Source organism: Methanothermobacter tenebrarum, from assembly GCF_003264935.1.
Classification (GTDB): domain Archaea; phylum Methanobacteriota; class Methanobacteria; order Methanobacteriales; family DSM-23052; genus Methanothermobacter_A; species Methanothermobacter_A tenebrarum_A.
In genome coordinates, this window is the sequence record NZ_QLOE01000001.1 from 82,501 (window position 1) to 95,254 (window position 12,754).

At 38.4% G+C, this 12,754-nt stretch carries 16 protein-coding genes; 8 read left to right on the forward strand and 8 right to left on the reverse strand.

Annotated elements, in window-relative coordinates; genetic code table 11:
- Positions 1-271: 271 nt before the first annotated feature.
- Positions 272-1,183 (forward strand): quinolinate synthase NadA, encoded by a 912-nt coding sequence (nadA, locus tag DPC56_RS00435; RefSeq protein WP_112093096.1) that lies wholly within the window; start codon positions 272-274, stop codon positions 1,181-1,183.
- Between the two features lie 2 nt (positions 1,184-1,185).
- Here nadA and DPC56_RS00440 read toward each other — a convergent pair whose 3' ends face one another.
- Positions 1,186-2,289 (reverse strand): DUF362 domain-containing protein, encoded by a 1,104-nt coding sequence (locus DPC56_RS00440; RefSeq protein ID WP_112093097.1) that lies wholly within the window; start codon positions 2,287-2,289, stop codon positions 1,186-1,188.
- A 133-nt stretch (positions 2,290-2,422) separates the two neighbouring features.
- Between DPC56_RS00440 and DPC56_RS00445 the strand changes: the two genes are divergently transcribed.
- Positions 2,423-2,830: a ferritin-like domain-containing protein gene (locus DPC56_RS00445; RefSeq protein ID WP_112093098.1), complete on the forward strand. Its 408-nt coding sequence runs from the start codon at positions 2,423-2,425 to the stop codon at positions 2,828-2,830.
- A 2-nt stretch (positions 2,831-2,832) separates the two neighbouring features.
- On the opposite strand, the gene DPC56_RS00450 is transcribed toward DPC56_RS00445, so the two are convergent.
- From DPC56_RS00450 to DPC56_RS00465, 4 genes are read right to left on the reverse strand one after another with little or no spacing between them, the layout of a single operon-like run.
- On the reverse strand, positions 2,833-3,273 hold the full coding sequence (locus DPC56_RS00450; protein WP_112093099.1) for an HIT family protein: 441 nt from the start codon (positions 3,271-3,273) through the stop codon (positions 2,833-2,835).
- A 26-nt stretch (positions 3,274-3,299) separates the two neighbouring features.
- Positions 3,300-3,578 (reverse strand): DUF5750 family protein, encoded by a 279-nt coding sequence (locus DPC56_RS00455; protein ID WP_112093100.1) that lies wholly within the window; start codon positions 3,576-3,578, stop codon positions 3,300-3,302.
- Between the two features lie 2 nt (positions 3,579-3,580).
- The gene (locus DPC56_RS00460) at positions 3,581-4,555 is read right to left on the reverse strand and encodes an alpha/beta fold hydrolase (protein WP_112093101.1); all 975 of its coding nucleotides are present in this window, start codon (positions 4,553-4,555) and stop codon (positions 3,581-3,583) included.
- A gap of 1 nt (position 4,556) precedes the next feature.
- Positions 4,557-4,781, reverse strand: coding sequence for a ferredoxin (locus tag DPC56_RS00465; RefSeq protein ID WP_245923798.1), 225 nt, complete (start codon positions 4,779-4,781; stop codon positions 4,557-4,559).
- A 75-nt stretch (positions 4,782-4,856) separates the two neighbouring features.
- Here DPC56_RS00465 and DPC56_RS00470 point away from each other — a divergent pair, with 75 nt between their 5' ends.
- Positions 4,857-5,198 (forward strand): hypothetical protein, encoded by a 342-nt coding sequence (locus DPC56_RS00470; RefSeq protein WP_112093103.1) that lies wholly within the window; start codon positions 4,857-4,859, stop codon positions 5,196-5,198.
- Here the strand turns inward: DPC56_RS00470 and DPC56_RS00475 are convergent.
- Positions 5,185-6,549, reverse strand: coding sequence for a M48 family metallopeptidase (locus DPC56_RS00475; protein WP_112093104.1), 1,365 nt, complete (start codon positions 6,547-6,549; stop codon positions 5,185-5,187). The two genes, DPC56_RS00470 and DPC56_RS00475, sit on opposite strands and share 14 nt — an antisense overlap.
- 59 nt (positions 6,550-6,608) lie before the next feature.
- On the opposite strand from DPC56_RS00475, the gene nucS reads away from it, so the two are divergent.
- Positions 6,609-7,379 (forward strand): endonuclease NucS, encoded by a 771-nt coding sequence (gene nucS, locus DPC56_RS00480; RefSeq protein ID WP_112093105.1) that lies wholly within the window; start codon positions 6,609-6,611, stop codon positions 7,377-7,379.
- Here nucS and DPC56_RS00485 read toward each other — a convergent pair.
- Positions 7,363-8,457, reverse strand: a complete 1,095-nt coding sequence (locus tag DPC56_RS00485) for a vWA domain-containing protein (RefSeq protein ID WP_112093106.1) — start codon at positions 8,455-8,457, stop codon at positions 7,363-7,365. The two genes, nucS and DPC56_RS00485, sit on opposite strands and share 17 nt — an antisense overlap.
- A gap of 603 nt (positions 8,458-9,060) precedes the next feature.
- Between DPC56_RS00485 and DPC56_RS08145 the strand changes: the two genes are divergently transcribed.
- Positions 9,061-9,252, forward strand: coding sequence for a hypothetical protein (locus DPC56_RS08145; RefSeq protein ID WP_112093107.1), 192 nt, complete (start codon positions 9,061-9,063; stop codon positions 9,250-9,252).
- Positions 9,253-9,562: 310 nt separating this feature from the next.
- Here the strand turns inward: DPC56_RS08145 and DPC56_RS00495 are convergent, their stop codons facing one another.
- On the reverse strand, positions 9,563-10,426 hold the full coding sequence (locus DPC56_RS00495) for an AAA family ATPase (RefSeq protein ID WP_112093108.1): 864 nt from the start codon (positions 10,424-10,426) through the stop codon (positions 9,563-9,565).
- A gap of 159 nt (positions 10,427-10,585) precedes the next feature.
- On the opposite strand from DPC56_RS00495, the gene DPC56_RS00500 reads away from it, so the two are divergent.
- From DPC56_RS00500 to DPC56_RS00510, 3 genes are all read left to right on the forward strand, one after another.
- Positions 10,586-11,401 carry a carbon-nitrogen hydrolase family protein gene (locus DPC56_RS00500; protein WP_112093109.1) on the forward strand — a complete coding sequence of 272 codons (816 nt, stop codon included), beginning with the start codon at positions 10,586-10,588 and terminating at the stop codon, positions 11,399-11,401.
- 108 nt (positions 11,402-11,509) lie between these two features.
- Complete coding sequence (locus DPC56_RS00505; protein WP_112093110.1) at positions 11,510-12,028, forward strand: HEAT repeat domain-containing protein; 519 nt, start codon at positions 11,510-11,512, stop codon at positions 12,026-12,028.
- A gap of 108 nt (positions 12,029-12,136) precedes the next feature.
- The gene (locus DPC56_RS00510) at positions 12,137-12,748 is read left to right on the forward strand and encodes a hypothetical protein (RefSeq protein ID WP_112093111.1); all 612 of its coding nucleotides are present in this window, start codon (positions 12,137-12,139) and stop codon (positions 12,746-12,748) included.
- Positions 12,749-12,754 lie beyond the last annotated feature (6 nt).

The window sequence follows — 12,754 nt, forward strand, 5'->3', positions numbered from 1 at the left end:
CCACCCAGTACAATAAATTAGAAAATACTGCAAAAACATGTGGTGGGAGATAACCAAAAATTTTTTTTATTTCATCCAATATATAAATTTTACCCCTATTTATAATATACTCCTAAAAAAGTTAGTCCAATTATAAACCCCCCAAGAAAGTGAGGGACCATGCTACCTATGAAATTTTACCAGAAGAATGGTAAAAAAATTATTTAGTAATGGATAAAACCAAAAAAGGATATTAAATCACGGGGAAAATTGAGTTAATAGGGGAGTGTACATGAACCAATTACAGAAAGAGATCATAAAACTAAAAGAGGATAAGAACGCTATAATATTAGCTCACAATTACCAGAAAAAGGAGATACAGGAAATAGCGGATTTTTCAGGGGACTCATTAGAATTATGTATAGAGGCTTCAAAAATTCACAAGCCTATAGTAGTATTCTGTGGTGTGGATTTCATGGCCGAAACAGCCAATATCTTAAACCCTGATAAGAAAATATTAATCCCTGATAAAGAAGCAGAGTGTCCCATGGCCCATATGCTCACCCTAAAGGAATTGAAAAAAGCCAAAAGGGAGCACCCAGATGCCGCGGTAGTATTATATGTTAACACCCTAGCTGAGGCAAAAGCTGAAGCAGACATATTATGCACTTCAGCAAATGCAGTGCAAGTGGTCGAAAGTCTAAAAGAGGACAAGATATTATTCGGACCCGACAAAAATCTAGCATGGCATGTTTCACAACACACCGACAAGGAGATCATACCAGTACCAGAAGACGGTCACTGCTACGTTCACAAAATGTTCACAACAGAACAGGTCAAAAAACTAAAAAAAGAACACCCAAATGCAGAAGTGTTAATACACCCAGAATGCGATCCAGAAGTCCAAAAACTAGCAGATAGAATATTAAGTACTGGGGGGATGCTGAGAAGAGTTGGGGAATCCCCAAATCAAGACTTCATAATAGGGACAGAAGTAGACATGACTACCAGAATCAAAATGGAATTCCCAGACAAAAACCCCATACCATTATTCAAGGAGGCTATTTGCGAACCCATGAAATTACACACACTCCCCAAAGTGAAAAAATCACTCCTAAATGAAGAATACGCGGTCAAAGTCCCAGATAATATAGCGAAAAGGGCTAGAAAGGCCGTGGAAAGGATGTTAGAATTATCAGCATAAGATCATATTTTTATAAGATGATAGTCTCTGGATCCAAGGCCAATCTTTTCTGCATATACTAGCTGGTATCTTGCATCAACTTCACTCCACACTCCCCTGAACTTATCAGCATTTTCCTCGAAATTCTTCTCAAGCATGGAATTTTTGAAACCCATTTGACTGTTTACAAGATCGTAACTTGCGGCATCTATTGCAACAGGATCCTTAGATGCTAAAATCCCTATATCGGGCACGATCGGATAATCACTCCAAGCTACACAATCACAATCAGGCGTTATATTCGTAAGAAAATTAAAATATAAAATTTTAGCCTCTTTACCCTTAACAGCACCCAATGAATACTCCATCATCCTCTCAATGAATACTGGCACGTCCTTCTCCCAATTAAGATCATAAACCTCGTTTGGACATGTGTCCATACAATTCATACAAGCTATACACTTCTCATAGTCTATCTCCACACCATCCTCGGCGAGTTTGAGAGCCCCAATAGGACAATTATCCACACAAACACTACAAAGATCACAATCACCATCTATTATAGGCTTTGCGCATTCGTGCTGTTCTAGTTTCCCCTCTATGGTCGCGCAGCCCATCGCAAGATTTTTAAGAGCACCACCAAAACCACTTATCCCATGACCTTTAAAATGTGACACTACAACCATCCCAGAAGCTTCATAAATGTCTCCTGCTATCCTCACCACATCGAAATTTTTCTGGCCCACTTTCACAATCCTTTCATTTTTGCCTTGGAGTCCATCTGCGATTATAATCGGCGCCCCAACAACAGCATAATCAAAGCCGTTTAGTATTGCAGTAACGAGATGTTCAACTGAATCATGCCTTGAACCATAATATAAAGTGTTGGTGTCTGTTAAGAAAACCTTCTTGGCGCTTTCTTTAACCTTGTCAACAATATACCTTAGAAGTATTGGGTTTACAAAAGAATCATTCCCCCTCTCGCCAAAATGGACTTTCACAGCTACTAGATCATCTTCTGAGAACATCCCATCATATACTTTGTCAAAAAGTCTCTGTATTTTACTCCCTTTATTCTCATCGGCGGATCTAGCCCTTAAATCCGCGAAATAAACCTTAGAGGCCATAATAGATCACCAGTCCATATTATCCTTTTTTTATCATCCACATTATTTCCCAATTATCCCCCCATAACTTGATATAAATTATATATAAGCTTGATGATAAAAATACTATCAAATTATTGTGTGTGGGGATTTAATGGATAATAATGAAATAATAAAACTTCTAAATATTGACTTTAAAGGAGAACTTGAAGCTACAATGCTCTACACTTATAACGCTTTTGTAATAGATGACTGCGAGATAAGCAGATTGACAGAGGGTATTGCAGCGGATGAAATGAGACATATGTGGTGGCTCGCTGAGCTAATAACAAAAAGGGGCGGTAGACCTTCAATGGAAATCGGAAAAATAGAATACATGGAAGAAGATGTGAAAAGAGCCCTTAAGGTGCAAATACAAAAAGAAACAGAGGGTATAGAAGAATATGAGAAACATATACGGTTAATAGATGACGAAGAAGTTGTAGGGGTTCTAAAACATATAATAGATGAAGAAAAAAGGCACAGGAAAGAATTTAAGGAAAAACTAGAAAAACTCGGATAAGATTATTCTATATTTTCCAGAATTTTTTCTTTTATAATCCTTCGGGTTTTTTCAGATATTTTAATAGGACCCCAAGGTCTCATGTAGCCAAAGTATGGATCCTCGAATATCTCCCCATTGAGTTCAACTTTATGATCATATCTTGGGATGAAGTGGCAGTGAAGCCATGGTGGGGGACTATTCTCCCGATAGAATGTATTCATCAGGAACCCCCAATTAAATAATGTGGCGCCAAAAGCCTTTTTAACGGCCTTTTCAAGCTCCTTTATGATAATGCGTAATTCAATCCATTCATCCTCCTTTATGTTACCTAGGAATTCCTCCTTCCTCTTCAAGGCCACAACACAGCTTCCAAGATTGCCCTGGTTAGGTGACAAGAATACAATCCAATGATCCCTTTCATAAAGATAATCGCCAAAGTTATATCTTTCATCTAGTTTCATGGGTGAACACCCCCCATTTGGGAGGATTAATCTTCGAGGATGCTGGAAAGGTAAACTGTCATTTCTATCTCTTCTCTTGCTATGAAATCCTCCAGGCGAGTTTTAGCCTCCTCAGAGCCGAGAGGATAATATTTATCCTCGTAATAAACTGTTATCAATAATCTGTCGTCTTGTATTTCTATTTCCTCTTCAAGTTTCCTTGCAAGTTTTTCCATTAAGCTTCTTTCAAGTCCGAATACAATATATTTTATATAATTGAGGGATTTGCCCTTATCAAAGCCGAAATCGACAATTTTAACCTTCATATTCACCCCTCCACTGGTAGGTGGGGTTCTATGAACTTTCTAAGTTCTCCTTGGATCTTTTCAAGTTCATTCACGCCAAGATGCCCGCAGATGGAATCATAGATTATAGTCTTTGAATTTTTAATCATCTTTGAAAGCGGAATAGTATCAATAGATGGTGGAAAATATTGATCCTCTTTTATACCCACAACTAGAGTATCTGCTTGGATATTCCCTAATTGACCTTCTAGGTTGAATCTCATAGCAGCATTGTTCCTCCATATGATATCATTTGCATCAAGTTCCATGCCCTCTTCTCCAGCTTTTATCATTGAATCCAGAAGCTCCATATTATCTAAGCTACTATAATATTCTCTGGAAAATCCATAAAAGTACATGAACATTGAAGCGAGGCAAGTCCCCAAACTGGGATTTTCCCTGTATCTTCCATCATTATAGGCCGGATCCGCTTTTATAAGCTTGTTCATATATTCGAAGATGGCATAGTTAATGCCCCTAACCTTAAATGTTGTAACAAGTAATATCAGGAAATCCATGAAATCTGGATAAGATACACCCCATTCAAGGGCCTGGAAACCCCCCATGGACGCGCCGATAACACCTTTAAGTTTCCGAATCTTGAACTTTCTCCTAATAAATTCATAGTGGAAATTAACCATGTCCTTAATGGTATATTGGGGGAATTCTATTCCAAGACCGGTTGTTGACGGTGAACTCGACCTAGGAGATCCTAAGGATGTTGGGGCTATTATAAAGAACTCCTCTAGGGGTTTGCCTTCCCCTATTAAGGGTAGTAGTCTTTTCACTGATAGGTAGTCCCCACTCCACCCATGGATGTGGAGTAGACCATTAATGATAAAACCCTCAGGGTCAACCTTGGGCGTCCCTATACAAGTATATTCTACTTTAAGGTTTTTTAGTGTTTCACCAGATTCAAAGGTGAACTCTGGCAAGACAAAATATGAAGGTCTGATCATCTTAATCCCTATAAACCTTTATAGCCCCGCTCGGGCAATTTTCCATGGCATCTTCAGTGCATAACGGATCATCCATTTCTAATTTCTGCAAGTCAGAAATTTCAACATCTTTTATCGACGAGAGCCCGTCATTGGTAAATTCAAAAACTTCAGGACAAATATCAATACAAGTACCACAAGAAACACACATTGTACGATCAAGTTCCAAAAGATACAATAATACCACCTCCCATCATATCCCTTATAAATTCATTTATGTTATAAGAAAATAATAAAGGAAACCGGGGGGTAAACTCCCAAAATGTTAACTAGAAACAAAGCCAAGGAATTGCAGGATAAACTGATCATCATATACAAGTTCATCTCTCACCAGAAACATCTAAGAGGATTCTTTAACTACAAACCATCCATAAAATCAGATTCTATTAAAAGACTCCTTAAAAGTCCAGAATCCGATAGAATATTAAAAGAGGCTATAATTGAACTAGAGAAGATTATAGACCCTAGCGTGGAGGAATCAGAAGATCTATTCTATAAGATCTTGAACAGAGAGGATGTTGAATTCATAGCCAAAAGATATGGGATGAAGGATTCATGGGACCTTAATAAGCTAGACATTGAAAAACTCCTCAAGAGGATTTGATGGAATCTATGAAACCACGTATAACATCCCTCGCAGATTCCAATAATGGACTTTTAACCTTTCCAATTTTAAGATTCTTTAACCGCCTTATCCTGAAATATAATGGTGGATGAGGATCCCAGAAAAGCCATGAGAATATCCTATCAGCACCCCTCTCAAACCTCCTATATCCTATCTTCTGCAATGCCATTGCAAGCTTCTCAGGCTTGCCGATAACAACCGCGGATAAAAGGTCCGCTCTAGCTTCGAAAAACTTCGCCACGAAGAATATAAGCCAAAAGATGACAAGGACGTATAATAATGGTGCCATGGCTACAAGGGGTAAAAGCACTGTCAACCTTAATATAAATTCTCCAGAAATTATACCGAAAAGTACTATTGGATCCCTACCCATAAGATGGGCCAACTCATGACCTATAACACTAAGCAATTCCTCATCATCCAAACGGGTTAAAAGGCCCGTTGTTAAAAGTATAAGGCCTCTACGGGGGCTGGGGCCTGTGGCAGCGGCGTTAGGGAGCATGGTATTAGAGATCACTATTTTGGGTGTGGGTATCTTGAATTTGGAAGCGGCGGATTTAACAAGGTCATAAACATTGATAATCTTCGATTTTTCATTTAAAGGCGTGCACTCGAAACCATACCTTCTGAGAACATCCCTGCCAAGCTCGCAAGTTGGCGACTCCCCCAATGCCAAGGACTTATCATAAATCTCCTTTTTTATATTAATTAGAAGATCGCCGAAAACTTCCTGGAAAAACTTCAAATCTCTACTTGGTAACTGATACATGAGTATATGGACAAATGGGTTCTCTGGGGTTATCTGCCATTCACCCATAATCGAATATAACCTGTCAGAGAATAGAATAAGGGAAAACTGCATAAGCAAGATTATAATAACAGCATAAAATCCCAATAAAATGAACAATAAAATATTAACACCAAGGAAAACAATGAAAAGAACTAATAGGTTGCTGCCAAAAAGCGCCTTGGATATCCTCCTAGTTAATGATGAAGGTTTCTCAGGGATTATATCTTGTCCCTCAACCCACGCGAAATATAATGTACTCTTCCTTAACTCTTCCTCAAATAATTGTATAAGGAAAAAAATATCATCATACAATTCCTCCACCTTATCCTCTAGACTGGGAGGATAACTAAAGCTTATCTTAATTTTTTCTCCAACCTGCAAATCACCATTTATAACCCCAAGGGGATACTCCACTCTGAAAACCAGCCTATCATATACTATCCTAGCATCCTTGAAATCAGAATATCTGAGTATAAATTCTAAAAGATCCACATAATATGCTGGCGCAACCTCAACTTTTATAATAAACTCCCTTAACATCATATCTCCAAGGAAAACTTTAGAGTATATAAGTACTAAACATTATATAAAGTGATTGAATGACTAATAGGAGATTCACAAGCTTAGAAAATCCCACAAACAAGGAAACCTACAAGATAATAAAAGAAGGCCTCCGTAAAAGGGCCATGATCATCATATTCTCATGTTGCAGGGTACACTATTATGGTCGTGCCAAGAGCAGACTAGGCCTTGGAGAAAGACTAATAATAATAAAACCTGACGGGTCATTTCTAATACACCAGGATCGGAAGGTCGAACCAGTTAATTGGCAACCACCAGGATCGAAGGCAAAAGTAAAAATAGAAGATGGGAAGATCCTAGTTGAGAGTAGAAGGAGGAAACCAGCCGAGAAACTCACAGTAGAAATAGAAAGGGTTCACACACTCTCCTATTACCTCGTCAGGGACATCCATGAATTGGAAGTGGCAGGCCATGAAGAAGACATGTGCCAGCTCATACTAGAATCCCCAAATATTATCGAAAAGGGATTCAGGCCCATAGCAAGGGAATACCAGACATCAAATGGTTTCATAGACATACTGGGGAAGGACGAGAACGGATCATTAATGGTATTAGAATTGAAAAGCAGAAGAGCGGGTGTAAGTGCCGTGAGGCAACTTAAAAGATACTTAGAAGATTTCAAGAACGATAAGCATGGTGTAAGGGGTGTTCTAGTCGCTCCATCAATAACACACGACGCCAAGGAATTGCTAGAAGCAGAAGGACTAGAATTCAAGAGCCTAGAACCGCCACAGGAACTGAAAAAAGACAATAAGATAACATTGGACGATTTTATATCTTCTCGATAGTCTCTGCAAGTTGTCTGAGGCTCCTAACCTCTTTTACACTAGCACCTGCATCCATATAATATGACACGCAACTGTCAACAACATCCCACTTACTTTTATCCTCAGGATTCAGTATTAGAACTTTACGACAACGCTGACAAATTTCTTCCAAGACCATGGCACTCAATGGGACGTTACCTTCACGTGGCCCGGCCCAGTCCCGGCAGTCACTTAATATTATAATGTAGGAGCGTGGTGGGAACACAACCTTCTCCTTGAACTCCTTAAATGCGGTGTACATATTTGATATGCCATGTAACATCATATTCTGTTGTCTGGAAACCCTCAAATTCTGGAAGGCTGTTAGGAGATCGTCCTCTTGTAGTGCTTTTGTTGTTTCAACAATTTTATTATCAAAGTCGAAGAAACGTGAATTATAGAATGTGTGTTGTGCTGCGTAGATTATGCAAAAAAACCAATTACTTATCCAGTCACAGGAGCCGCTAACATCACATAGAAAGATATGCTGACTCTTTTTAATCGAAGGTTTTTTATTGACGAGTTCTATGAGCGCGCCACCATATTTAAGGTTTTTACGAATGCTCTTCCTTATATCGGGCCGGCCCATCTTTGAACCTTTAAATCTTCTAGATCTTCTATTAGCGATTTTAAGGCCAAGTTTCTTGCATAATTCAAATATTCTAGTGTCAAAGAAGTCTAGTCTGCTAACATCCATTTCAAGTAGCGATCTTTCATCATGGTCAAGATCGATAAGATCTTCAATTGGGGGCTGGAAGTCTATCTCTTCTTCGATTAGGACCATTTCCTTTGGGTTTTCAACTTTTATCTTTGATTCCTTCCTGTCTTTTAACTTTGTCTCTTCTACTTCCTCTTTTTCTATTCCATGGAAGACTTCATCGAAAGCTTCTTCAAAAACTTCTAATTGTCTTTTATCCTTCACATAAACAGATGCAAGAGCCCATTTAAGATGAGATCCTCCCTTGAAAATGTTATATACTGAATAGGCTAGTTTCGTGCTCCTTATGCTGACTGGGATTCCTTTTTTTCTGAGAGCTTGGGAAAGCTCCAATATCTTCATGGAAATTCAACCCCTTCTTTTCTAGATACTACCAACCTTCAAAGCTAATAACTTGAAGCACTATTATAATGTCTATTCTGAGAATATAAAATCCTTGTATCGGATTATTCCATTAGGGGGAATCCAAGAATCCACGCTAGAGGCGTATAATATTCCATTTAAGGACATTTTATGCTCGCTAATTTTTTCCAGACATTATACCACAGCGCCAAAAAAAAGCACAAAATTCCACAATTGAAAGTATTAGAAAAAAATTTGGAAGTTGCATTATTACAGTTATCTAGAGACTATCACTCGATAGCATTAACTGAAATATCCAATACAGTCACTGTTTAGATAAAAAAAAATTACTCCAATCCATCTTTGATAAACTAAACGCCCTTATAAACCTAGTAGTATAAGATTTCACTGTGCCCTTCCATATGTATTCATCCTCAAAAATATGGGGACCAATAATAAAATAATATACTTCAGATAAAAGTATAATAGATCTTATGGGGGGGAGGTTAAAAAAATGATTGAAGTAGAAGGAATGATGAGTAAAGAGAGTCCAATAATGATAGTATTTGATGGTAAATTTCTCGAATTTTTTTCCGATCCGGAATGAAATTCAAACACGCGAAATATCCTATAAAATGGATTAAAAAGTTAAAAATAACAGAAGATAGGGGAATACGGACTTTAAGGTATACCATGAATTTTTTAGCTCCGGTTGGGTTTTTCCCATTTGAAAGTGGCGGTGAAAATCTTGATGAACTAGTAGACGCAGTTAATACCGCAATTGACACATTCTAGAGCCGAAAGTCGTGAAATTTTTCAATGAAAAGACCAACAGTCCCAATCTATGAATTCAAAAAGAGGAGTCCTATCAACCTTTTTTCTGAAAAACCTCGTGGCCACACAAACCCCCCCATAATAGAATAAAAAAAAGGATGACCATTAAATACTTTCCCGCGCCTTATAAAATCCACCATCTTTTTAAAATCTCAGGCGCTAGAGGAAGGCCCCGTACACTATAGGGCGAGAAGATCACTATGTATAAAAATTCCAATTTTTTCATTTGAGGTTGGGAGGACTATCAAAATAAGGTTTATAACGGTTTAACCTATGCAATTTTATCTGATTCATGAAGATTTAAATCCATAGCCTTCTTTTTATCATGTTGATTTTTGAACACAACCCCAATGGTGTCTTCGAATGTTTTACGGTTAATTTTTTCAATTCCAAGAACCATTAACGTTTTAACCCAATCTACTGTGGCCCTTATGGATGGTTTTTTCATCACATCCAACTTCCTTATCTCATGGATAACCTCAACAACCTCTTTTATAAGTTTTGGGGGTGCTGAGGGCACTTGACTCTTAACTATTTCCATTTCCTTCTCTGGACTTGGATAATCTATGTAAAGGTAAAGGCAACGATCCCTGGTCTCATCAAGAAGGTTCCTCTGGGAATTAGAGGTTAAAAATACCATGAGATCATTCTTCAAATCAAAGGTTCCAAGATCGTTAACTGTAATCTGTTTCTCGCCTAAAGCTTGGAGTAGAAAACTTTCAACCTCCTCATCAGCTTTGTCTATCTCATCTATAAGTATAAGGGATGGCCTATCATTTATAAAAGCTGAAAGTAGAGGCCTCTTGATAAAGAAATCCTCCTTGAAAACATCCTCATCAACACCAGTTATTCTAGCTTTCTCAAGCGTTAAAAGCTGTTTCTGATAATTCCATTCACCAACAATCTGCTCGAATGTTATACCCTCATAACATTGTATCCTAAAAAAGTCCAAACCAAATGCACTGGCAACCTTTTTTGCAAGTTCAGTCTTACCAGTGCCTGGAGGACCTTCCACTAGAACGGGCTTCTTCAAATTAAATGCTAAAAAGATTACAACTAGGATATCATCATCAGCTATATAACCTTCACGTCGCAGAGACTCCCTTATCTTCTCCATCTCATCATAAGGATCCATAATCACTACTCCTAAAAAAACATGGGGGATACAATCTAACCCCAGATTAATTGTTATATAATCATCACCTATAATATTTTACTTCACAAAAAAATGTTCCCTCCACAAGTGCTTAGTATCCTACAATATTTTGGGCGGGGACATCTCGTGGGGTTTAAAATGAACCTAGGAATATGCCAAATGAAAGTAGTGAATAAAAAAGAGGAAAATATTAAAAAAGCAGAGAATATGATCAGAAAACTCGCCGAGGAAGGATCCGAGACCATAATACTACCAGAAATGTTCAACTGCCCATATGATAACAGCAGATTCCAAGAATATGCCGAAACACAAGACGGCCCCACAATAACTAGGCTAAAAGAAGTCGCAAAAGAACTCAAAGTCCATATCATAGCAGGTTCAATACCTGAAAAAACAGGAGAGGGCATATATAATACTTCATTCATCATAAACCCAGAGGGGGATATCATAGGAAGGCACCGGAAGATCCACCTATTCAATATTAACATACCAGGTAAGATAACATTCAGAGAATCAGACACACTACTAGCTGGAGAAAATCCAACAATAATCAAAGTAGGCAATGTGAAGATAGGGGTAGGTATATGCTATGATATAAGATTCCCAGAACTTTCAAGGATAATGACGCTCAAAGGAGCCAGTATACTCGCATTCCCAGGAGCCTTCAACATGGTAACAGGCCCTGCGCATTGGAAGACGCTGATAAGGGCTAGGGCGATAGATAACCAAGTATTCGTGGTTGCAGCATCCCCTGCACGTGATAAAAAAGCAGAGTATGTGGCCTATGGCCATTCGATGGTGGCGGATCCTTGGGGGTCAATCATATACGAGGCTGGGGCTGATGAAACCATTAAAAACGTTGAGATAGACCTTTCACAAGTGGAAAATGTTAGGAGAAGATTACCACTATTAGAAAATAGACGCCCAGAAATCTATGATGAACATCCACACTAAAAAGGGGGGGGTGGTACCTCATGTCCTCATATGAGAAAATTTATATAACCTATCATAATGTAACCTCTCTTTTTAATGGGATCAAATTTAAACTGGGAGGATCTCCCCATGGTTAATGAAAAACATGATAAGATCAACATGATCAAAAGTCTTCCAGCCACACCCGAATCAGTTAATATTCTTATCAACCTTCTAGAAGACGAAAGTCATCCTGTAAGATTTGCCGCGGCCGAAAAATTAGCCGAATTTGGCGAAATATCCATTGATAGGCTCATCAAATTACTAGATGAGAAGAGGGGGCCTATAAGGAGGTATATAGTATATGCGCTTAAGAAGATAGGCGATCCTAAGGTTACAGACCATTTTATCAAAGCACTTGAAGATAAAGATTGGGGTGTTAGGAAATTCGCTGCACGGGCTCTCGGAGAATTAGGCGATAAAAGGGCCGTGGAACCCCTCATAAAGGCCCTTGAGGATGAAGATTGGGGTGTGAAACTTGCGGCTGTAAGATCCCTCGGCGACTTGAAAGATAAGCGGGGGATAGAACCCATGAAAAAGGCGAGAAGGAAAGGGGATAAAGAGTTTAAAAAGGCTGTTAATCAAGCTTTAAGGAAAATACAGTCATGATCTGATTCTACTGCCTTGATTTTCGAGGCTGAACAATCGGTGGATTTATCACCATCATCCTAAAAATACATAAATACCGCCCTATGATAGTATGAACTGAGGGGAATAATGCCACGTAAACATCTACTAGTAGCTGCTGGTTTAATCATAATCTTTCTCATAATATTCTTTAAACCCCCAGGGGATAATAAACCTAAAACATTCTCCAAGGATAATGTTTCCTTTGTTTACCCTGCTGATTGGGAAGAAGCGCCCTCCCTCACCTATCCGGCTGATTGGGGGGAAACTAATGTTACAAATGTCTCAGAAGAACTAGGAGAAATGTTAAATTATTCAATGTTCAGCGTGCGCGATACCCATGACAAAAAAACCCGTTTCGATGTATTGGATGTTGGCTCGGCAAGTTCTCTAGAAGAACTTGTGAATTTCTACAAGAGCGCTAGAAGCGGGAAAACATCCTATTATAAGCCAAACACGGGATTAATGATAATCCATGAAGGTTCCAAGATAGACTCCGAAAATTCCCTGACAATAAATGGGATGAGAGCATATCAGATAATCTCAACATCACATAGTGGTAAATATAAATATGTAGTTATCTTTATCGAGAAGATACCAGGAGAAAAATATTACCAGATAGTATTCAGTTGTAAGATCGAAAAATTTGAAGAGGAAAAAAAGAACTTCGAGTTCATAATAAATAGTCTCAAAATCACCTAAACACTA

Excerpts from the sequence above, each read along its gene's own strand:
- DPC56_RS00450 (WP_112093099.1), bottom strand. The coding sequence starts at position 3,273 with ATGAAACTAGATGAAAGATATAACTTTGGCGATTATCTTTATGAAAGG.
- DPC56_RS00460 (WP_112093101.1), bottom strand. The coding sequence starts at position 4,555 with ATGATCAGACCTTCATATTTTGTCTTGCCAGAGTTCACCTTTGAATCT.
- DPC56_RS00470 (WP_112093103.1), top strand. The coding sequence starts at position 4,857 with ATGTTAACTAGAAACAAAGCCAAGGAATTGCAGGATAAACTGATCATC.
- DPC56_RS00510 (WP_112093111.1), top strand. The coding sequence starts at position 12,137 with ATGCCACGTAAACATCTACTAGTAGCTGCTGGTTTAATCATAATCTTT.
- DPC56_RS00445 (WP_112093098.1), top strand. The coding sequence starts at position 2,423 with ATGGATAATAATGAAATAATAAAACTTCTAAATATTGACTTTAAAGGA.
- DPC56_RS00440 (WP_112093097.1), bottom strand. The coding sequence starts at position 2,289 with ATGGCCTCTAAGGTTTATTTCGCGGATTTAAGGGCTAGATCCGCCGAT.
- nadA (WP_112093096.1), top strand. The coding sequence starts at position 272 with ATGAACCAATTACAGAAAGAGATCATAAAACTAAAAGAGGATAAGAAC.
- DPC56_RS00500 (WP_112093109.1), top strand. The coding sequence starts at position 10,586 with ATGAACCTAGGAATATGCCAAATGAAAGTAGTGAATAAAAAAGAGGAA.
- DPC56_RS00475 (WP_112093104.1), bottom strand. The coding sequence starts at position 6,549 with ATGTTAAGGGAGTTTATTATAAAAGTTGAGGTTGCGCCAGCATATTAT.
- DPC56_RS00495 (WP_112093108.1), bottom strand. The coding sequence starts at position 10,426 with ATGGATCCTTATGATGAGATGGAGAAGATAAGGGAGTCTCTGCGACGT.
- nucS (WP_112093105.1), top strand. The coding sequence starts at position 6,609 with ATGACTAATAGGAGATTCACAAGCTTAGAAAATCCCACAAACAAGGAA.
- DPC56_RS08145 (WP_112093107.1), top strand. The coding sequence starts at position 9,061 with ATGAAATTCAAACACGCGAAATATCCTATAAAATGGATTAAAAAGTTA.
- DPC56_RS00485 (WP_112093106.1), bottom strand. The coding sequence starts at position 8,457 with ATGAAGATATTGGAGCTTTCCCAAGCTCTCAGAAAAAAAGGAATCCCA.
- DPC56_RS00505 (WP_112093110.1), top strand. The coding sequence starts at position 11,510 with ATGGTTAATGAAAAACATGATAAGATCAACATGATCAAAAGTCTTCCA.
- DPC56_RS00455 (WP_112093100.1), bottom strand. The coding sequence starts at position 3,578 with ATGAAGGTTAAAATTGTCGATTTCGGCTTTGATAAGGGCAAATCCCTC.